Source organism: Clostridioides sp. GD02377 (assembly GCF_045899875.1).
In the GTDB taxonomy this organism is placed as follows: Bacteria; Bacillota; Clostridia; order Peptostreptococcales; family Peptostreptococcaceae; genus Clostridioides; species Clostridioides difficile_A.
Genome location: NZ_JBJODA010000020.1, coordinates 20,894 through 41,864 on the forward strand (window position 1 = coordinate 20,894; position 20,971 = coordinate 41,864).

Sequence of the window (20,971 nt, forward strand, 5' to 3'; positions counted from 1 at the left end):
TAGATATGGTGGCAAATAAAGTAAAGGCCACACCAGCAGCTAGAAACCAAGCTAGAAAAGACAACATAAAACTAGATAAGCTGATTGGAAGTGGAGAAAATGGAAGAATTCATTTAGTTGATGTGTTAAATTACTTAAAAGATAGTAAGGTAAATACTACCCCTTTAGCTAAAAGAATAGCGGAAGATTTAAATATAGATTTAGAAACTATTGTAGGTACTGGATATAATGGAAAAATAAGAAAGTATGATGTGGAAAGAGTAAATACACAAGAGGCTGTTGTGTCAACTAACATATCTAAAACTAATGATACAAAGGAGATAAACACGAGAAGTGAAAATTCAAGTATGTTTAATACAGTAGAAGGAGAGTTTGAAAAACCAAATCCAATGAGAGCTACTGTAGCAAAACGAATGTCAGAAAGTTACTTTAGTGCTCCTGTATTTACATTCAACATAGAGGTAGATGCTACAGAATTGAAGTCACTCAGAGCAAAATTAATAGATACAGTAAAAGAATCAGTTGGAGTAAAATTGACTATGACAGATTTAATAGTAATGGCAGTGTCTAGAATACTTCCAAAGCATAAAGCATTAAATTCTGCTTGGACAGATGAGGGAATATTTAGATACAAAGATATAAATATAGCTATTGCAGTTGGCCTAGATGAAGGTCTATATGTCCCAGTAGTAAAGAACGTAAATAAAAAATCTTTAAAAGAAATAGCAAAAGAAAGTAAAGAGCTTGCTGAAAAAGTAAAAACAGGGAAACTTCTACCAGCAGACCAAGAAGGGAATACATTTACTATAAGTAATGTCGGAATGTATGGTATAACTACATTTACACCTATAATAAATATGCCTTCAAGTGCAATATTAGGGGTAGGTGCTACACAAGATAAGTTTGTTCCAGTAAATGGAGAGGCTAAAATAAAACCTATAATGAACTTATCATTGACATCAGACCATAGAGTGATAGATGGAACAGTAGCAGCAAAATTCTTAAAAGAGTTAAAAGAATTGTTAGAAAATCCTTTATCAATGCTTGTATAGGTTTTGATGTTTCTTTATTGATATAATAGTTTGAATAGGTTACATAGTTATAATTATTTAGGTGAATTTAAAACCTTTATATATTTAGCATTATTTTTAAAGTGAACTATATGAATATAAATTGATTAATGAAAATATATGAAAATAAATAGGAGGAGAGCCTATGTCAGTAGAAGTTATAATGCCAAAAGCAGGAGTAGCTATGGAAGAAGGTACCATAGTATCTTGGCTAAAACAAGAAGGCGAAGAAGTAAAAATTGGAGAACCTATATTAGAAATAACAACAGATAAAGTAAATATGGAAATAGAATCAGAGGGAGAAGGTACACTGGCTGTAATCATACATAAAGAAGAAGGTGAAGTATTACCAGTATTTACAGTAATAGGTGTAATAGCAGAAAAAGGTGAAAATCAAGAAGAAGTAAAAGCTAAATATTTATCTGGAGATGTGCCAAAAGAAGATGCTATTGAAGAAAAGCAAAGCGTGGAGGATAAAGAAGAAAAAGTAAATAAAAAAGAGTGTAATCATGACTATGATGTAGTGGTAATAGGTGGAGGACCTGGGGGGTACTTAGCAGCATTAAAAGCAGCCCTGTTAGGAGGAAAAGTTGCATTAGTTGAAGAAAATGTATTAGGAGGAACTTGTTTAAATAGAGGTTGCATTCCTACAAAAACTTATATAAAAACAGCAGAAATATTAGAGGAGATTGACCAGTTATCAAAAAGAGGTGTAAAAGTAACTGTAGATAAAGAGCAAGACATCAAGAAGGCAATAAAATATAAAAATAGAGTAGTTAAAAAACTTACTGCTGGTGTTGGTGGTCTATTAAAAAGCAGAAATGTAGAAGTATTTAATCTTAAAGCTAGTGTTAAAGAAGAGCATAAAGTAATATTATCTGATGGAAAAGTTCTAGATACAGAAAATATAATAATTGCAACAGGCTCTAAAGTAAGGGTATTGCCTATAAAAGGAATAGAATCGAATTTGATAATAACTAGTACAGAGGCTTTAGACTTAGAGACAGTACCAGAAGAATTAGTAATAATCGGTGGTGGAGTGATAGGTTGCGAATTTGCAGAGATATTCAATTCAAGAGGCTCTAAGGTAACTATTGTAGAAATGGAAGATAGAATAATCCCAAGAATGGACAAGGAATTAAGTGAATCTTTGAATTATTCTCTTAATAAAAAAGGCATAAATGTATTAACTAAAAAGAAAGTTTCTGAGTTTAAAGAAGAAGGCAATAAAATATTAGTTTGTATTGAAGGTGAGGAGACAATAAAAGCAGATTTATGTCTATATGCTATAGGAAGACAAGCTAATCTTTCTGGTATAGAAGATTTAGACATTAAAATAGATAAAGGTTCTATATCTGTAAATAGCAAAATGGAAACAAGTATACCAAGTATATATGCAGTAGGTGATGTTACTGGAGGTGTAATGTTAGCTCATGCAGCATTTAAAATGGGAGAAGTAGCAGCTTCAAATGCTTTAGGTATGAATGAAGAAGTTGATTTAAGTGCATTACCTAGTTGTGTTTATACAATTCCAGAAGTAGCATCAGTTGGGCTTACAGAGGAAGATGCTAGAAAGAAACACAATGTAAATGTGGGTAAATTTAACTTTGCTGGGAATGGAAGAGCTTTAGCTTCTGGACAAGAGCAAGGATATGTAAAAGTGATAGCAGATGCTAAATATGGAGAAATTTTAGGTGTGCATATGTTTGGTTGTGGTGTAGCAGAACTTATAAATCATGCAGCATCATTTAAGGCATTAGAAATACCTGCTGATGAAGCTAGTGAGTTGATATTTGGTCATCCATGTACTTCAGAAGCTTTGATGGAAGCTTTGGCAGATGTAAGTGGAGAATGTTTACATTTACCTAAAAAATAAATTAGAAGAATAAAATATTAAAGTAAGTCTATTATTAATATAAATTTATTTTATAAAATATTAAAATGCTTATTTAGCCATACTCTTTCTTGTATAAATGCATGTATTTGTACAAGAAGGAGTATTTTTTATGGAAAAATACAGAATCGGAGTATTTGTAGTTTTTGTTGTACAAAAAAGATAGTAATATAAAATAACAATGCCATTTTAGATTGATTTTACTTGAAATTAGAAAAAAAGACTTTTTTGTTTTTTTTAAAGTATTATTTGTAAAATACCTAAAAAAATTTTCTTAATATTTTAATAAAAGAATAGCTTAATTTAAATGTTGTGGTTTTATGCACTAATAATAAACACAAAAAAAACAATATATGGCATATAAGTTGCTATATAAATAATAAGGAGGGAACAACTATAAATGAGGCAAAGAATAAAAACACTAATTGAAAATGAGGATAAGAAAAATCCTTTAACAGATGAAGCTATTTCAAACATGTTAAATGTTCGAAGAGAAGATGTTACCTTTTTAAGAAATGAGTTAAAAATAGAGGATTCAAGGCAAAGAAGAAAAATTGTTTTGATTAAAGCTATAAAAGATATTTTAAAAGAAGAAAAAAGCATAAATAAAAATGATATAACAAGAAGATTAAATAGCATTGGATTTACAGTATCAAGATTTACAGTTATACAATATTTAAAAGAGATTCAAGATTCTGATGAGTTAAAGGATGATAAAGAAGGTGATGATAAAAAAGAAGAGATAAACAATAATGGGGAAAATACAGATATAGCATTTGATAAATTAATAGGTAGTAGTGGTAGCTTAAGTACAATTATAAAACTATCTAAAGCAGCAATACTCTATCCACCTCATGGTCTTCATACTATTATTATGGGCCCAACCGGTGTTGGAAAAAGTGAGCTAGCAGAATGTATGTATAAATTTGCAGTAGAATCATCTAGATTCCCTAAGAATGCACCATTTATAATTTTTAATGCAGCAGACTATTCAGAAAATCCACAGCTTTTATTATCTCAATTATTTGGTCATGTCAAAGGTGCTTTTACAGGAGCTGATGAGACTAAAGAAGGACTAGTATCAAAAGCAGATGGAGGAATATTGTTTATAGATGAAATACATAGATTACCTCATGAAGGTCAAGAGATACTATTCCAACTGATTGATAAAGGTATGGTAAGAAAGTTAGGAGAGACTAGATTAACAAATAAAATAGATGTAATGATTATTTCAGCAACTTCTGAACCAGTAGATTCTCATCTACTTAACACATTTAAAAGGCGTATACCTGTAACAATTGAAATACCAGAATTAGTTGCAAGACCATTAAATGAAAGGTTTGATATTATAAATAACTTCTTCTTGATAGAAGCTCAAAGAATGGGAACAAGCATACATATAAAATCTGATGTATTAAAAGCTCTTATGCTTTATGATTGCATAGGAAATGTTGGTCAGCTTAGAAGTGATATTCAAGTAGCTTGTGCTAGGGGATTATTAAATCAACTTACCAGCAAACAGAAAGAAGTAAATATAAATATATCAGATGTACCTGGATATGTTAAACAAGGTCTTATGAAAATCAGAAATTGTAGAGATAAAATAGAAAATTATGTAGATGGAGACTTAATTATAGATTCAAATTTTCAAGGGGAGATAGAAAAGAAAAATGAAGATATATATACTTTTCCTGATGAAATATATAAGCTTACAGAAAGAAGACATATTGATTTGTTGGAGCAAGGTTTAGACTTCGATGTTATAAATAGAATTGTTGGAGGAGAGTTAGAAAGTTGTATTCAAAAATATATAAAGCAAGTTAAAAAAGTTTCTATTAATGATAATATTCCAGATATAAGTCCAATTGTTGGAAAATATATTGTAGAACTTACTTATGAAGTAATCAAAATAGCATCACAATATCTTACTTCATTAGAACCAAATCTACATTTATGCTTAGCAGTTCACTTAAAAGCAGCTTTTGAGAGATTAAAAGAAGGTAAAGTAATATCAAATGCTCATTTAAAAGAAATAATAGGAAATTATCCATTAGAGTATTCTGTAGCAGAAAAGGTAGCTCAATATCTAAAGGAAAGATATAATATAAATTTGCCAAAAGAAGAAATAGGTATAATAGCAATATATTTTAAAATGAGTAGTAGAAGAGATATATCTGAACAAAAAAAGATAGGTGTACTTCTTATGGCTCATGGAAGAGTGGCCTCATCTATATGTGAAGTTACAAATAAATTATTAGGAATTAACCATGCAAGATATTTAGATATGCCATTTGAAAAGAAACCAGAAGACATGATTGAAGAAGCTACTACAATAGTAAAAGATATCGATGAAGGTAGAGGAGTGATTATATTAGTTGATATGGGTTCGCTTTCATACTTTGGGGATATCATCTCTGGGAATACAGGGATTAATATAAGGACAATATGTAGATTTGATACTTTACTATCAATAGAAGTTATACGAAGAGCAGTTTTGCCAGATTTAACAATAGATGAAATAGTAGATGAAGTTAAAAGTATAGAACCACAAGTAAAGGAAAGAGCTAATAATTATAACAACACGAAATTGGATTCTAGAAAACCTATTATTTTAACATTATGTATCACTGGATTAGGGGGAGCTTGTAAGATAAAAGAAATCTTAGAAGAAAATATTAAAGGAATAGACGAAAAGATTGACATAAGACCTATAGGTATGATTGAATATCCAAGTCTTGATTTGGAGATAAAGCAAATAAGTAATGATAAGAATGTAATTGCTATAGTTGGAACAATTGACCCACAGATAGCAAACATCCCTTTTTTTAGCCTAGTAGACATAAATGATAAAACGAAATTAAATCAAGTAAATAATTTAATTGATACTAACCAAATTATTGAAACAAATAAAAAATATGAGTTATCAGATTTAATACATAAAGAAGATATATTTATAGATTTACAAGTTAAATCAAAAGAAGAAGCTTTAAAGTACATGAGTAAAAAACTTAGAGAGAAAGGTTATGTGACGAAAAATTTCTATAAAAAAGTAGTGGAAAGAGATAACCTGTTTCCAACTGAATTGTCAGATGGAATAGCAATACCTCATACAGATGGAATTGATGTGATTAGACCAGTTATAAGTATAGCTATTTTAAAAAATCCTATTATATGGAGTAAAAATAGAGTAAAAATAATACTTTTATTAGCTGTAGACCAAAAATGTTTTAATCCATTAAATACTCTACTTACATTTATAGAAACAGATGAATTTAAAGAGATAAAAAACATTAAAGATAGAGATTTTATTAGGGAGATGATATTAGATGGAGTCAATGCAAATAATTAGTAGCAATTTGATTTTTAAAGATATTGAGGTATCAAACAATGAAGATGCATTAAAATTTTTAGGACAACGTTTATTTGATAAACAGTATGTAAAAGAAAGTTACGTAGAAGCTGTTATAGCAAGAGAAAAAAAGTATGCTACAGGATTACCAACAGAAATCTATGGAGTGGCTATACCACATACAGACATAGTACATGTAAATGAGCCAGGTATAGCGATTGGTATACTGAATAAACCTGTAAAATTTATAATGATGGGTACAGAAGATACTGAAATTGATGTAAAAGTTGTATTTATGTTAGCAGTAAAAGAGCCAAAGGAGCAATTACAATTATTAGAAAAGCTTATGACTGTATTTCAAGATAAGAGTATGTTAAATAATATTGTCAACTTAAATGAAGAAAGCATGAGTGACTTATTAAACTCTAAACTGAAAAATTAAAGTTGTGAAAGGAATTAAAAATATAAAAATGCCATTGAAGATTTCTAACTATAGATATCTTTAAAATAAAATAATTTTAACGGGGGTGAATAATGTGGCTAAAAAAATATTAGTTGCATGTGGAACAGGAGTATGTACTTCAACAATTGCTATAAACAAATTAAAGAAAGCACTTCAAGACCTTGGTAAATTGGATATGGTCAACATTACACAATGTAAAGTAGTGGAAGTTGCATCAAAAGCACCTGATTATGATTTGATAATTTGTACTACACAAGTGTCTAGTAGCATAAAAACACCTGTAATAAATGGATTACCTTTTTTAACTGGTGTGGGAATGGGCAAATTAATTGAAGATGTATTGGAAAAATTAGAATTATAATTTGAACTTTTAAAAAATATAGTCTCTAAAATTATAAGTTTTAGAGACTGAAAATTAAATAATGGAGGGTCTTTAAATGGAGATATTAAATTTCATTGTTAGTTTAGGTGCACAAGTAATGATGCCAATAATAATATGTATTTTTGGTTTGATATTAGGTACAAAACTTGGAAAATCATTAAGAGCTGGTTTAACAGTGGGAGTTGGATTTATAGGTCTTAATACTATTATAGCTTTACTGACAGATAACTTAGGACCAGCAACGCAACAAATGGTTAAGAATTTAGGATTAAACTTATCTATAATAGATGTAGGATGGCCAGCAGCATCAGCTATAGCCTTCGCATCAACAGTAGGAGCTTTAATTATTCCAATAGGTCTTGTAGTAAATATAGTTATGCTAATTACTAATACTACCCAAACTGTTGATGTAGACATATGGGATTACTGGCATTTCGCTTTTACAGGTGCTTTAGTAGCAGGAGCTACACAAAGTGTGGCATGGGGAGTGTTTGCGGCAGTAGCAAATATGGTAATTGTATTGGTAATGGCAGATTTAACTGCTCCAGGTATAGAGAAATATTTGGGTATGCCAGGAATATCTCTTCCTCATGGATTTACACAGGCATTTGTTCCAATTGCTATAGTTGTAAATAAACTATTAGATTTAATACCAGGTATAAATAAGATTGAGATAAATGCTGACACATTACAGAAAAAATTTGGATTATTTGGAGAACCTTTAATAATGGGGTCTATAATAGGTATAATAATTGGTATTGCAGCGAAATATGATATAAAAGGTATATTACAGTTAGGTGTAACTATGGGAGCTGTATTGATATTAATTCCAAAGATGGCAGCATTATTGATGGAAGGATTATTACCAGTATCAGAAGCAGCGCAGGAATTTATTGAGAAGAGATTTAAAAATAGAGGAAAGATTTATATAGGTTTAGACTCAGCAGTAGGGATAGGTCATCCTGTCACATTATCAGTTGCATTAGTATTGGTACCTTTAACTATAGTTATAGCAGCTATATTGCCAGGAAATAAAGTTCTGCCATTTGCAGATTTAGCAGTAATTCCATTTGCACTTGTTTTAATTGTACCAATTACAAAAGGGAATGTGTTTAGGACATTAATAATAGGAATATTCATAATTACTTCTGGATTATTAATTGCAACTAATTTAGCTCCTCTATTTACTCAAATGGCTTTAAATGCTAGCTTCAAAATGCCAGAGGGAGCAACTATGATTTCAAGTATTTGTGATGGTGCAAATCCATTAAGTTGGATATTTGTAAAGATTATGAATTATAAAGTTATTGGAGGAGTGTTTTTTGGAGTTATAGCTTTAGGAATGGCTATTTACAATAGAAATAGAATAATAAAGGAAAATAAAAAATTATCTCTTGAAGAAGAAATCTAAAAATGATTTTATTGAGGAGTATATGAATTATGAAAAAATATAAATACGATTCTATAAGATACTCAATTAATGTGATAATACCAGGATTTTTTATGATTTTAATATTGCTTTACGCTCTGTTTAATAACTATGAAAATTTTAGTGTAAACATATATAGTTTGTTGATAATCATCTGTATATATGGGATATTCAATACTTTTATATCATCAAGTAATCCTAAAGAAATTATTATTGATAACAAATGTATACATTTTATCTCATTTATTACTACACATAATTATGAAATTAAAGATATCGAAAAAGTAAGAATACGAGAGTTTTATAATAAAAATCTTTATCTAAAAATTAATGACGGAAGCCTTCTTAAAGGTAGATATTGGATAAGAACAAATATGTTTAATAATGATTTAGAATTATATGATTATCTTATTGAGTTAGAGGAATCTTTATATCCAGAATCATTAAAATTTAGAAATGAAAGATTAGAAAATAAAGGTATATAAAGATAAAAAATTTAAAATAGAAGTAGAATAATTTCTATTGATAAAATGGAGATATACGCTTTACACTAAATTTTTTGAATTTTCAAATTAAGATTAAAGATAGTGTTTAGAAGATATGGTACTGCTAATATATATAAGATTATATCTATAATAGATAGGAGGATTTAACTAATGTTATTGGAAAAATTGAGAAAAGAAGTATTACAAGCATCTCTAAACCTTTTAAATTATAACTTGGTGACATTAACAGGTGGGAATGTGAGTGGGAGAGATGAAGAAACAGGATATATAGCAATTACCCCAAGTGGAATGGACTATAGAGACCTTATACCAAGTGATATTGTTATAGTAGATATAGATGGAAATGTTATAGATGGCAAATGGAAAGCATCTGTGGATTTACCAGACCATTTATATATATATAAACATAGAGAAGATATAAATAGCATAATACATACACATTCTACATACTCAAGCTGTTTTGCTATTTTGAATGAACCTATAGCATGTGCAAGTACAACTCTTGCAAATGAAGTAGGAGGTGAAGTACCTGTTGCAAAGTTTTCACCACCAACATCTAACAAAATGGGTAAATGTGTTATTGAAGCAATTGGAGATAAAAGAGCATGTCTTTTAGCAAACCATGGTGTAATAGCAGTTGGTCCTTCTGTAGGGCATGCTCTTACAGCTGCTGTAATGTTAGAGGATTCAGCAAAAGTATATTACTTGGCAAAATCAATTGGAACACCAGTATTATTACCAAACGAAGAAATTAAAAGAGCTAGAGATGTATTTTTTAATGTATATGGTCAGGATAAATAAACTAAACAAAACTTTTAAATTAATGTAGAAATATAGATATTCTATAATATTAGGGCGTTTTATAATGATATAATAAGTTTAATAGTTAAGAAATGAAAATAGAAAATCTAATAGTATATAAAATTGTCTGAGTCTAAAATAAGCAATAAGATAAAATAAAAAAGGAGTCTGTATTTCTATGTATTACTTATTAAACAAAAGCACAAATCCTTACTTTAATTTAGCATTAGAAGAATATCTGTTTTTAAATGAGAAATATAATGATGATATTATAATCATATGGAGGAATGAGGAATCTATTTTTATAGGTAAAAATCAAAACCCATATCAGGAAATACATCATGATGTTATTGAAAAGGGAGAAATTCCTATTTTAAGAAGAATATCTGGAGGAGGTACTGTTTATCATGATTTAGGAAATATCAATATGTCATTCATACAAAAAGATAGACAACTTCATGAAATAGATTTTTTGGAACATACTAAGTTTATGCAAGATATGCTATTAAGCTTAGGTCTAGATATATCTATAACTGAAAGAAAAGATTTATTTTTGAAAGGGAAAAAAATTTCAGGCTCTGCCCAGTCTATAAAAAGAAAAAATTCTCTTTATCATGGAACTCTTCTTTATGATTCGGATTTAAATAAATTAACTAAATATCTAAATTCAAATAAGTCAACTGAGTCAAAGGCTACGAAGTCTGTCTCAAGTAAAGTAACCAATATTAAATTCTTATTTGAAAAAGATATAGATTACTTTTTGGACTATTGTGTTAAGTATTTAGAATCCAAGATAAAGGATATAAAAGAACTTAAATTAGACAGTGATGATATCAAAAATGTATACAATCTAGTAGAAGATAAATATAAAAAGATGGAGTGGACATATAGTAAAACACCTAAATTTCAAATAGTACTTCCATTTAATGATGAAAGTGAAGTCAATATACATGTAAGTAAGTGGAAGGTATCAAAGTTTTTTATATCTTATAAAGATGATGTAATTAATATGGATAAGTTATTAAATGTGGACTTTTTTAAACGAGAAATAAGAGATAGTATTTTAGAAAATTACCCACATTATATAGATTTAATTAATTTAATATTTTAATATAAGGCCTCTTGTTTGATAAAATCTTATTATATCAAATTAGAGGCCTTGAATATTTTTTGCAAGTTTAGAAACTGTTACAAAGTTGTAAAATTAAAAACATCGCTATTGAAAAATCAATATATATAGAATTAAATATACATGTTTTTAACTGAAAAATAGATATTAACTGTTTATACAACTGAAAATTTAATATATAATTAATCAGATGGTTAAAATAAAAGAATATTAAGAGTTTTAATAAATTATGGTTAAAAATAAAATACGAGGTGATACCATGTATAGTGTTATAATTGTTGCTGCAGGAAGCGGAAGGAGAATGAACCTAGACATAAATAAACAGTTCATAAAATTAAGAGAAAAAGAAATTATTGCTCATACAATTCAAGTTTTTTATGAAAATATAAATATAGATGAAATTGTGGTATGTATAAAAAAAGAGGAAGAAGATTTTTTTAAGGAAAACATAATAAATAAGTATAATTTTAAAAATATAAAAATAGCATATGGTGGAAAAGAAAGACAGGATTCAATATATAATGGATTAAAAAAATTAGATGAAAATTGTAATATAGTACTCATTCATGATGGGGCAAGACCATTTGTAGACCATAGAATAATTAATGAATCCATAAAGGTGGCTAAAGAAAAAAAAGCTGTAGTTGTAGGTGTGCCAGTAAGTGATACTATAAAGATAGTGTCGGATGGAACAGTACAAGAAACTCCAGAGAGAAGTCTATTGTGGGCAGCTCAAACTCCTCAAACTTTTGAGTATAATCTCATAATAAATGCTTATGAACAAGCTTATAAGAATAATTATTATGGTACTGATGATTCAATGTTGGTTGAAAATATAGGGCAAAGCGTTACTATGGTGATGGGCTCTTATGAAAATATAAAGATAACTAGTCCAGAAGATTTAAATATAGCAGAACAGATATTAAATATGGAAAAAAGAGATGAAGTTAATAGCAGAAGGAGAATTATATGAGAATAGGATTAGGATATGATGTACACAAATTAACAGAGGATAGAAAACTTATAATCGGTGGGGTAGAGATACCACATGATAAAGGTTTATTAGGTCATTCAGATGCTGATGTATTAATACATGCAATAATGGACTCCATTTTAGGAGCCTTAGCTCTAGGTGATATAGGTAAGCATTTCCCAGATACAGATGAAAAATATAAGGGAGCAAATAGTATGAAATTATTAGAATATGTACATAATCTAATAACAAGCAAAGGGTATAAGATTGGGAACATAGACAGTACTATAATTGCTCAAAGCCCTAAGATGGCTCCACATATTGAAAGCATGAGAAAAAATATATCAAAAGTCTTAAATACAGATATTGATAATATAAACATAAAGGCAACTACTGAAGAAGGTCTTGGCTTTACAGGAGCAAAACAGGGTATAGCATCACAAAGTATTTGTTTATTATTGTTGACAAGTCAGAATAATTAATATATTATTAGTAATAAGTTTATTGGATATCAAAGAATAGGCCTATATAGAATATCTATAATATGTGAATTTAAGTGAAATTAATATAAATATAAAACTAGCTATGATAAAGAAATAGTAAAACTATGAAATCTTTACAGAGAGAAAACGTTGGTGAGAGTTTTCAAGAGGAAATGTTTGAACCTGTCTTTTAGCTTAAAGGTATAAAAATCTTTACGGTAGGAACCGTTACATTCCCAAAAGAGAGCTATTTACATAGCTAACTAGAGTGGTACCGCGGAAATTAAACCTTTCGTCTCTATACTTGTATAGAGATGAGAGGTTTTTTATATTTTCAAGAAATTAATATTCAGGAGGAATTTATTAATGAAAATGTCTAAAATGTTTATGCCGACATTAAAAGAAATCCCAGCAGATGCTGAGATTACAAGCCATCAATTAATGGTTAGGTCAGGAATGATAAAAAAAATGACTTCAGGGGTTTATAATCAATTACCGATGGGATTAAGAGTGTTCAAAAAGATTGAACAAATAATTAGAGAAGAACTAAATAAAAAAGATTGTCAAGAAATACTTTGTGCGGCTTTACTTCCTTCTGAATTATGGAAAGAGTCTGGAAGATGGACTGCTATGGGTGAAGAAATGTTTAGGCTTAAAGACAGAACAGAAAGAGAATACTGTCTTGGACCAACACATGAAGAAGCATTCACTGATATAATAAGACAAGAAATTACTTCATACAAACAATTGCCATTAAACTTATATCAGATACAAGTAAAATATAGAGATGAAAGAAGACCAAGATTTGGTGTTATGAGAACTAAGACTTTTACAATGAAGGATGCATACAGTTTTGATGTAGATAATGAAGGTCTGGATAAATCATATCAAGATATGTTTGATGCATATGTAAGTATATTTGACAGATGTGGACTAGAGAATAGTCCAGTGCAAGCAGATTCAGGAGCTATAGGAGGCTCTATATCAGCTGAGTTTATGGTTAAGTCAGAAGTTGGTGAAGATGAAGTTGTATTCTGTAGTGGATGTGATTATGCAGCCAATGTAGAAAGAGCAGAATCTTGTAATGTAGCATCAGAAAAAGAAGATATGAAAGACCTGGAAGAGGTTCACACACCAGGAGCAGCTACAATAAAAGAACTAGAGGAATTTTTAAAGATTTCTCCAGATAAATTTGCTAAAACTTTAGTATATGAGGCAGATGGGAAAACAGTTGTAGTTGTTGTAAGGGGAGATAGAGAAGTTAATGAAGTTAAAGTATCTAATGCTATAGGCTCTGTTATAGAATTTGCACTTGCTACAGATGATGTAGTTAGAAAAGTAACTAATGCAGAAGTAGGATTTGCTGGACCAATAGGTATAAATGCTGACTATGTATTTATAGATAAAGAAATTGTTGAACAAAGAAACATAGTTGTAGGGGCTAATAAAACTGAATATCATATAAAAAATGCTAACTATGGAAGAGATTTTGAAGGAATAGTTGGAGATTTTAGAAATGTTCAAGAAGGTGACAAGTGTATAGTATGTGGGAAACCACTTGAAATAGCTAGAGGTGTTGAAGTAGGTCACATATTCAAACTAGGAACTAAGTATTCAGAATCTATGAATGCGAATTTTATAGATAAAGATGGGAAATCAAAACCTATAGTAATGGGATGTTATGGAATAGGTGTTGAAAGAACAGCAGCAGCTATAATTGAACAGCATAATGACGAAAAAGGCATAATATGGCCTTTATCAGTAGCTCCATACCATGTTGTGATAGTTCCTGCAAACATGAAAAATGAGGAACAAGTATCAATAGCTGAAAAGATATATAATGATTTACAAGCTATGGGTGTAGAAGTTTTATTAGATGATAGAGATGAAAGAATAGGTGTTAAATTCAATGATTCAGAATTAATAGGAATACCTATGAGAATTACAGTAGGTAAAAATATTAGTGAAGGTAAAGTAGAGTTTAAATTTAGACATAAAGAAGATAAAGAAATAATTGACATAGAAGAAATAAATGAAAAAGTAAAGGCAGAGTTTATCAAAAATAATGTTAGATTAGGATAGTAACTTAAAAAACTATTGTATAGATAATCAGAGTTGTACTTTATAAACACCATTTTATCTATATATAAGGAGATAAAGTGGTGTTTTTTTATAAAAACATAATAAATTGAGGAGGTAGTTGAAATGGCAAAAAATGAAAAACAATTTGTTGAAGAAATAACAAAGATGGAAGATGATTTCCCACAATGGTATACAGATGTAATAACTAAGACTGACTTAGTTGATTATGCACCAGTCAAAGGTTTTATGGTTGTAAAGCCATATGGATATGCATTATGGGAAAAGATGCAAGAATTTATGGATAAAAGATTTAAAGAAACTGGACATAAAAACTGTTATTTCCCATTATTGATACCAGAAAGTTTATTAAATAAAGAAGCAGAACATGTAGAAGGTTTTGCTCCAGAAGTTGCATGGGTAACACATGGTGGAAATAAAAAATTAGAAGAGAGATTATGTGTAAGACCTACTTCTGAGACTATAATATGTACAATGTATGCTAAGTGGTTAAAATCATATAGAGAATTACCATATCTTTATAATCAATGGTGCTCAGTTGTTAGATGGGAAAAATCAACTAGACCTTTCTTAAGAACATCTGAGTTTTTATGGCAAGAAGGTCATACATTACATGAGACAGCAGAAGAAGCCCAAGAAGAAACAATACAACAATTAGAAATATATAAAGCTTTATGTGAAGAATTACTTGCAATGCCAGTTGTATCTGGTCAAAAAAGTGAAAGTGAGAAGTTTGCAGGTGGTGAAAGAACATATACTATAGAGGCTATGATGCATGATGGTAAAGCATTACAATCAGGTACAAGTCACTTCTTAGGTCAACACTTTACAAAAGCTTTTGATATTACTTTTGCAGATAGAGAAGGAAATTTAGCTAATCCATACCATACATCTTGGGGAGCATCTACAAGACTTATAGGTGGACTTATAATGACTCATAGTGATAACAGAGGTCTAGTATTACCACCAAGAGTAGCTCCAATACAAGCTGTTATAGTTCCTATAGCTGCTAAAAAAGGAAATGTAATGGAAACAGTTGATAAAATATATGCTGATTTAAAAGCTAAAGGAGTAACTGTTGAAGTTGATGATAGAGATAACTATACAACTGGATGGAAGTTTAATGAGTGGGAAATGAAAGGTGTTCCAGTAAGAATTGAGATTGGACCAAAAGATATAGAAAATAATCAAGCTATGATATTTAGAAGAGATACTTTAGAAAAGAGTTCTATGCCTTTAGAAGGATTAGCTGATGCTATATGTGATTTATTTGATGTTATACACAACGATATGTTCGAAAAAGCAAAAAAACATAGAGAAGACAATACATCTATAGTTGAAAATATGGATGAGTTTAAAAAGGCTTTAGAAGAAAAGCCAGGATTCATAAAAACTATGTGGTGTGGAGATGCAGAATGTGAAGCTAAGATTAAGGAAGAAACAGGAGCAACTATAAGATGCTTACCTTTTGAACAAGAAAACTTAGGTCACAAGTGTGTATATTGTGGAAAAGAAGCAGATAATATGGTAGTAATGGCAAAAGCTTACTAAAATAAGATGTTTAAATAAAAACTGGGGTGATGAGTATTTGATACTTTTCATCCCAATTTTATTTTAAGTTTTATTTCCTTATATATATTTATTATTAGTGTACATACTTACTTTGTAGAACAGTTACTATATAAATATTCCATAAAGTAACCAATAAATACAAATATAGCAATAGGGAGTGCTTTTAATTTTCAGCAAATAAATGGATTAAAAGAAAGATTTATGAAATTAAAACTAAGATTTTCTGCTATAATAAACATGTGTATTTTTAAATAAATAAGGATATTATTATTAGATTTGATAAAAGTTAGGACTTATGGTTCTTACATATGTTATTTAAAAATAGATATAAAAACCTTTAAAATACTTGTTTAAAAAAATTTACCTTGTTAATATTAGGATGGGTGGAAAAATCAGAAAATCAAGTAAAGTGAGGTGATAGTAGAGGAAAAAGCATATAAGTTTAGAATATATCCAAATAAAAAACAGCAAGAGCTAATTAACAAAACTTTTGGATGTTGTAGATTTGTATATAATAAATCAATTAGAATACAAGGCTAATTGGTATGGTAGACAAATTGTAAAGGTAGGTAAATTCTTTGCAAGTTCACACATATTTAATAAATGTGGATATAAAAACGAGGAAATGAAGAATTTAAATATAAGAGAATGGATTTGTCCTTGTTGTAATGAAGCTCACGATAGAGATATAAATGCGAGTATAAATATACTATAAGAAGGATTAAAACTAATAACAGTTTAAAATAGATAACGTATGTAAGAACCGTAGGAACTACGGGGATAGCCTGTGGAGAATTAGTAAGACATATTTTAGTATGCAAAATTCTATGAAACAGGAACCCTGTGACTTTAGTCATGGGAAGTTCAGTAAAAATAAACTTGCAAAACAATGTACTAGTTTAATATTATAGTTATATTGAATAAAATATCAGGAGGAAGTAAAAATGAATGTAAGAGTAAGATTTGCACCAAGTCCAACAGGATTTGTACATATAGGTAGTTTAAGAACTGCTTTATATAACTATTTATTTGCAAAAAAAATGGGCGGAGAATATATATTAAGAGTAGAGGACACGGACCAAAGTAGATTAGTAGAAGGTGCTATAGAGAATATGCTTAATGCTATGAAATGGGCTGGTGTCAATCATGATGAAGGTGTTATATTAGATGATACTGGAAAAGTAGTACAAAAAGGAGAATATGGTCCATATATTCAATCTCAGAGATTAGATATATACCAAGAATATATAAAACAACTTTTAGATAGTGGAAAGGCTTATTATTGTTTCTGTACAAAGGAAAGACTAGATGAAGTAAGAGATGCTCAAAGGGCAGCAGGAGAAACAGCTAAATATGATGGCCATTGTAAGAATCTTTCTAAAGAAGAAGTAGAAGCAAATATAAAAGCAGGAATACCATACGTTATAAGATTAAGATTACCAGAGAATCATACAATTAAGTTTACAGATTTAGTTAGAGGAGATATGGAATTTAATACCAATGATTTAGATGACCAGGTACTAATGAAAACAGATGGATTCCCAACTTATCACTTTGCTGTAGTTGTAGATGATTATTTAATGAAAATCACACATGTAATAAGAGGTGAAGAGTGGGTATCATCTACTCCAAAACATGTCTATTTATATGAAGCTTTTGGATGGGAAGCACCTGTATTTGTACATTTACCAAATATACTTAATAAAGAAAAGAAAAAATTAAGTAAGAGACAAGGTGATGTGGCAGTTGAAGACTTTAAGAAAAAAGGATATTTACCAGAAGGTTTAGTAAACTATGTAGCATTAGTTGGATGGTCTCCAGAAGATAATCAAGAATTGTTTACAATGGAAGAATTGGAAAAAGCATTTTCTGTAGAAAGAGTATCTAAAAGTGGTGGAGTATTTGATACTGAAAAGCTAAATTGGGTTAATCAACACTATATAAAAGATGGTGATGATACTTACTTAACAGATTTAGCAATACCATTCTTGATAGAAGATGGATTTATAACAGAAGAAGAAGCTACTAGTAAGTATGAGTTTTTAAAGAGTATGATATCAGTACTTAAAGAGAAATTACAATATGTAAAAGAAGTTACTGATCATGCAAGTATATTCTTTGGAGATAAAATAGAAGTAGAGACTGAAGAAGGAAGTGAATTCTTAAAGCTAGAACACATACCTACTTTAATAGATGCTCTACAAGAAAAAATAGAAAAAGCAGACTTATTAAATGCTGAATTTGTTCAAGCTATGCTTAAAGAAATTCAAAAAGAGTATAAAATAAAAGGAAAAAATTTATTTATGGGCTCAAGAATAATTTTGACAGGGCAAATGCATGGACCAGATTTACCAAAAGTAATGGAGGTTTTAGGAAAAGAAACTTGCTTAAATAGAATAGCTTATGTAAAAAATAATATATTATAGTCATAAAAGTCCGCTAATTTAGAAGCGGACTTTTTTTGTGTTAGTATTTGGTGAAAATATCTAGTTAAGAAAATGAAGGTATTTAGGGCAATAAATTTAATATATAAAAAGCAAAGCAAAAATATAAATAAAATATTAATAATAAACTAATAAAAATATTAAGCATAGAAGAAGGAAATCTATTATTTTAGTTTGATTTAATTATTAAGGGGGTAATTACTATGTATAGTAATATGGATGATGTTAAAAAGGAATTAAAGGAGCTATGCTTAGAATATGTTACAATTTTAGAAAAATTAAAAGATGAAAAAATGATTACAGAAGAAACTTTTGAAAAATGTTCTTCTCAAAAAAAGATATTTTTAGAAGAGCAATAGATAATAACATGGGTATTGTTATTATGTAGTTTATAAGGATAGTACTAAAAATGATAGTAGTACTATTATTTATTGCAATTTTCAACTATAATATAATATATAATGTTAAGAAAATAATTTATAAAAATATGGTGAGGTGATGAGTGTGAAAGTTTATAATACATTGACTAGAACAAAAGAAGAATTTGTTCCATTAGAAGAAGGAAAGGTAAAAATGTATGTGTGTGGTCCAACAGTCTATAACTATATACATATAGGTAATGCAAGACCATTTATAATATTTGATACTCTAAGAAGGTATCTAGAGTATAGAGGATATGATGTAACTTATGTACAAAACTTTACAGATGTTGATGACAAAATTATAAATAGAAGCCATGAAGAAGGAATATCTCCAGAAGAAGTTGCTACTAAGTATATAAAAGAATATTTTGTAGATTGTGATGGACTAGGAATTAAAAGAGCTACTGTTCATCCTCAAGTTACAGATAATATACAACAAATTATAGATTTTATAAAAGAATTAGAAGATAAGGGATATGCTTATGCAGTAAATGGTGATGTGTATTTTGATACAAACAAGTTTGAGGGATATGGGAAACTTTCAGGTCAAAAGCAAGAAGACTTAGAAGCTGGAGCTAGAATTGAAGTTAATGACCAAAAAAGACATCCTATGGACTTTGTTCTTTGGAAGGCTAAAAAAGAAGGTGAACCAGGATGGGATAGTCCTTGGGGAGAAGGTAGACCTGGATGGCATATAGAATGTTCTGTTATGTCTAAGAGATATTTGGGTGAGACGATTGATATACATGCAGGTGGTCAAGACTTAACATTCCCACACCATGAAAACGAGATAGCTCAAAGTGAAGCTAGAAGTGGAAAAACATTCTCAAAATATTGGATGCATAATGGATATATAAATATAAATGATGAAAAAATGAGTAAATCTAAAGGTAATTTCTTTACAGTAAGAGATATATCAAAATTATATGATTTAGAAATAGTAAGATTTTTCATGTTATCAGCACATTACAGAAATCCAGTGAACTTTAGTGATGAGATGCTAAATCAAGCTAAAGCTGGTCTTGAAAGACTATATAATACTAAAGAAAAATTAGAATTTACATTAAGTAATCTAAAAGAGTCTACTTTAACAGAAAAAGAAGTAGAACTTGTTAAAGAATTAGATAACTTCAGACAAAAATTTATCGATGCTATGGACGATGATGTCAATACAGCAGATGCAGTGAGTGTAATATTTGAGTTAGCTAAGTTAATAAATTCTAATGTAGATGAAAACTCTTCTCTAGAATTTGCTAAAAAGTGCTTAGATGAATTTAATGAGCTTACAAAGGTATTAAATATTGTAAATAAGAAGAAAGATACTGTACTAGATAAAGACATTGAAGAACTAATACAAAAAAGAACGGATGCAAAGAAAAATAAAGAGTTCCAATTAGCAGATGATATAAGACAACAATTATTAGATATGGGAATTGTATTAGAAGACACAAGACAAGGTGTTAAGTGGAAAAGGGTATAAAAAATGGAAAAAACTGAATTAGTTACTATGTCACCACTAGTTTTAGCATACTTAGGTGATACAGTGTATGAGACATATATAAGAGAACATTTAATTAGACAGAATACACAAAGAAAAGTTAATGATTTGCATAAATTAGCTATAAAGTATGTAAAAGCTAAAGCTCAGGCAACTATAATTCATGAAATTGAAACTGAATTAACTGAGGAAGAGAGCAAAATATACAAGAGGGGAAGAAATCAAAAATCAAATACTTCTCCTAAAAATGCAGATATTATAGACTATAAACATGCAACTGGATTTGAGGCCTTGGTTGGATATTTGTATTTAAATAATGAAATAGAGAGACTTCAATATATTATCAATAAAGGAATCAAAATTATTGAAAGAGATATGTAAATATTAGAGAGTGTTGTCTTAATAATAATCAATAAGGCAACACTTTTTTTATAACTAATGTATAATAAATATATAG

General features: G+C 29.2%; 17 protein-coding genes, 2 pseudogenes and 1 other annotated feature. All 19 genes and pseudogenes read left to right on the top strand.

The window, feature by feature from the left end; all coding sequences use genetic code 11:
• Positions 1-5: 5 nt before the first annotated feature.
• The 19 genes and pseudogenes from Q3304_RS16545 to Q3304_RS16635 all read left to right on the top strand — a co-directional run bounded on the left by Q3304_RS16545 (position 6) and on the right by Q3304_RS16635 (position 20,895).
• Positions 6-1,052, top strand: coding sequence for a 2-oxo acid dehydrogenase subunit E2 (locus tag Q3304_RS16545; RefSeq protein ID WP_407814739.1), 1,047 nt, complete (start codon positions 6-8; stop codon positions 1,050-1,052).
• 163 nt (positions 1,053-1,215) lie between these two features.
• Positions 1,216-2,946, top strand: a complete 1,731-nt coding sequence (gene lpdA / locus Q3304_RS16550) for a dihydrolipoyl dehydrogenase (RefSeq protein WP_407814738.1) — start codon at positions 1,216-1,218, stop codon at positions 2,944-2,946.
• Between the two features lie 418 nt (positions 2,947-3,364).
• The gene (locus tag Q3304_RS16555) at positions 3,365-6,313 is read left to right on the top strand and encodes a sigma 54-interacting transcriptional regulator (RefSeq protein WP_407814737.1); all 2,949 of its coding nucleotides are present in this window, start codon (positions 3,365-3,367) and stop codon (positions 6,311-6,313) included.
• A complete protein-coding gene (locus Q3304_RS16560; protein ID WP_407814736.1) occupies positions 6,291-6,755 on the top strand; it encodes a PTS sugar transporter subunit IIA in 465 nt (154 codons plus the stop codon). Before Q3304_RS16555 ends, Q3304_RS16560 begins: the two co-directional genes overlap by 23 nt.
• 94 nt (positions 6,756-6,849) lie before the next feature.
• Complete coding sequence (locus Q3304_RS16565) at positions 6,850-7,137, top strand: PTS sugar transporter subunit IIB (RefSeq protein ID WP_176702504.1); 288 nt, start codon at positions 6,850-6,852, stop codon at positions 7,135-7,137.
• Between the two features lie 76 nt (positions 7,138-7,213).
• On the top strand, positions 7,214-8,569 hold the full coding sequence (locus Q3304_RS16570) for a PTS galactitol transporter subunit IIC (protein WP_407814735.1): 1,356 nt from the start codon (positions 7,214-7,216) through the stop codon (positions 8,567-8,569).
• A gap of 29 nt (positions 8,570-8,598) precedes the next feature.
• Positions 8,599-9,072, top strand: a complete 474-nt coding sequence (locus Q3304_RS16575; RefSeq protein ID WP_407814734.1) for a hypothetical protein — start codon at positions 8,599-8,601, stop codon at positions 9,070-9,072.
• 171 nt (positions 9,073-9,243) lie between these two features.
• The gene (locus Q3304_RS16580; protein ID WP_054268662.1) at positions 9,244-9,894 is read left to right on the top strand and encodes a class II aldolase/adducin family protein; all 651 of its coding nucleotides are present in this window, start codon (positions 9,244-9,246) and stop codon (positions 9,892-9,894) included.
• Positions 9,895-10,072: 178 nt separating this feature from the next.
• On the top strand, positions 10,073-11,005 hold the full coding sequence (locus Q3304_RS16585; RefSeq protein WP_407814733.1) for a biotin/lipoate A/B protein ligase family protein: 933 nt from the start codon (positions 10,073-10,075) through the stop codon (positions 11,003-11,005).
• A 277-nt stretch (positions 11,006-11,282) separates the two neighbouring features.
• Positions 11,283-11,996 carry a 2-C-methyl-D-erythritol 4-phosphate cytidylyltransferase gene (gene ispD / locus Q3304_RS16590; RefSeq protein WP_407814743.1) on the top strand — a complete coding sequence of 238 codons (714 nt, stop codon included), beginning with the start codon at positions 11,283-11,285 and terminating at the stop codon, positions 11,994-11,996.
• Positions 11,993-12,478 (top strand): 2-C-methyl-D-erythritol 2,4-cyclodiphosphate synthase, encoded by a 486-nt coding sequence (ispF, locus tag Q3304_RS16595; protein ID WP_054268665.1) that lies wholly within the window; start codon positions 11,993-11,995, stop codon positions 12,476-12,478. Before ispD ends, ispF begins: the two co-directional genes overlap by 4 nt.
• 94 nt (positions 12,479-12,572) lie before the next feature.
• Positions 12,573-12,781: a binding site (T-box leader), on the top strand.
• A gap of 63 nt (positions 12,782-12,844) precedes the next feature.
• Positions 12,845-14,560 carry a proline--tRNA ligase gene (locus tag Q3304_RS16600; RefSeq protein ID WP_407814732.1) on the top strand — a complete coding sequence of 572 codons (1,716 nt, stop codon included), beginning with the start codon at positions 12,845-12,847 and terminating at the stop codon, positions 14,558-14,560.
• A 123-nt stretch (positions 14,561-14,683) separates the two neighbouring features.
• The gene (gene proS, locus Q3304_RS16605) at positions 14,684-16,129 is read left to right on the top strand and encodes a proline--tRNA ligase (RefSeq protein ID WP_054268667.1); all 1,446 of its coding nucleotides are present in this window, start codon (positions 14,684-14,686) and stop codon (positions 16,127-16,129) included.
• 435 nt (positions 16,130-16,564) lie between these two features.
• Positions 16,565-16,636: pseudogene (locus Q3304_RS16610) on the top strand (helix-turn-helix domain-containing protein); the annotation flags it as partial.
• Positions 16,629-16,865 (top strand): annotated as a pseudogene (locus Q3304_RS16615) (zinc ribbon domain-containing protein); the annotation flags it as partial. The pseudogenes Q3304_RS16610 and Q3304_RS16615, both read left to right, overlap by 8 nt.
• Positions 16,866-17,094: 229 nt before the next feature.
• A complete protein-coding gene (gene gltX / locus Q3304_RS16620) occupies positions 17,095-18,576 on the top strand; it encodes a glutamate--tRNA ligase (RefSeq protein ID WP_054268668.1) in 1,482 nt (493 codons plus the stop codon).
• A 221-nt stretch (positions 18,577-18,797) separates the two neighbouring features.
• Entirely contained in the window at positions 18,798-18,953 is a 156-nt protein-coding gene (locus tag Q3304_RS16625) for a hypothetical protein (protein WP_021382499.1), read from the top strand.
• Between the two features lie 145 nt (positions 18,954-19,098).
• Positions 19,099-20,496 carry a cysteine--tRNA ligase gene (gene cysS, locus Q3304_RS16630; protein WP_021382482.1) on the top strand — a complete coding sequence of 466 codons (1,398 nt, stop codon included), beginning with the start codon at positions 19,099-19,101 and terminating at the stop codon, positions 20,494-20,496.
• A 3-nt stretch (positions 20,497-20,499) separates the two neighbouring features.
• On the top strand, positions 20,500-20,895 hold the full coding sequence (locus Q3304_RS16635; RefSeq protein WP_054268669.1) for a Mini-ribonuclease 3: 396 nt from the start codon (positions 20,500-20,502) through the stop codon (positions 20,893-20,895).
• Positions 20,896-20,971 lie beyond the last annotated feature (76 nt).

Excerpts from the sequence above, each read along its gene's own strand:
- ispF (WP_054268665.1), top strand. The coding sequence starts at position 11,993 with ATGAGAATAGGATTAGGATATGATGTACACAAATTAACAGAGGATAGA.
- gltX (WP_054268668.1), top strand. The coding sequence starts at position 17,095 with ATGAATGTAAGAGTAAGATTTGCACCAAGTCCAACAGGATTTGTACAT.
- Q3304_RS16560 (WP_407814736.1), top strand. The coding sequence starts at position 6,291 with ATGGAGTCAATGCAAATAATTAGTAGCAATTTGATTTTTAAAGATATT.
- Q3304_RS16635 (WP_054268669.1), top strand. The coding sequence starts at position 20,500 with ATGGAAAAAACTGAATTAGTTACTATGTCACCACTAGTTTTAGCATAC.
- Q3304_RS16575 (WP_407814734.1), top strand. The coding sequence starts at position 8,599 with ATGAAAAAATATAAATACGATTCTATAAGATACTCAATTAATGTGATA.
- Q3304_RS16555 (WP_407814737.1), top strand. The coding sequence starts at position 3,365 with ATGAGGCAAAGAATAAAAACACTAATTGAAAATGAGGATAAGAAAAAT.
- ispD (WP_407814743.1), top strand. The coding sequence starts at position 11,283 with ATGTATAGTGTTATAATTGTTGCTGCAGGAAGCGGAAGGAGAATGAAC.
- lpdA (WP_407814738.1), top strand. The coding sequence starts at position 1,216 with ATGTCAGTAGAAGTTATAATGCCAAAAGCAGGAGTAGCTATGGAAGAA.
- Q3304_RS16625 (WP_021382499.1), top strand. The coding sequence starts at position 18,798 with ATGTATAGTAATATGGATGATGTTAAAAAGGAATTAAAGGAGCTATGC.
- Q3304_RS16570 (WP_407814735.1), top strand. The coding sequence starts at position 7,214 with ATGGAGATATTAAATTTCATTGTTAGTTTAGGTGCACAAGTAATGATG.
- Q3304_RS16600 (WP_407814732.1), top strand. The coding sequence starts at position 12,845 with ATGAAAATGTCTAAAATGTTTATGCCGACATTAAAAGAAATCCCAGCA.
- Q3304_RS16580 (WP_054268662.1), top strand. The coding sequence starts at position 9,244 with ATGTTATTGGAAAAATTGAGAAAAGAAGTATTACAAGCATCTCTAAAC.
- Q3304_RS16545 (WP_407814739.1), top strand. The coding sequence starts at position 6 with ATGGTGGCAAATAAAGTAAAGGCCACACCAGCAGCTAGAAACCAAGCT.
- Q3304_RS16585 (WP_407814733.1), top strand. The coding sequence starts at position 10,073 with ATGTATTACTTATTAAACAAAAGCACAAATCCTTACTTTAATTTAGCA.
- proS (WP_054268667.1), top strand. The coding sequence starts at position 14,684 with ATGGCAAAAAATGAAAAACAATTTGTTGAAGAAATAACAAAGATGGAA.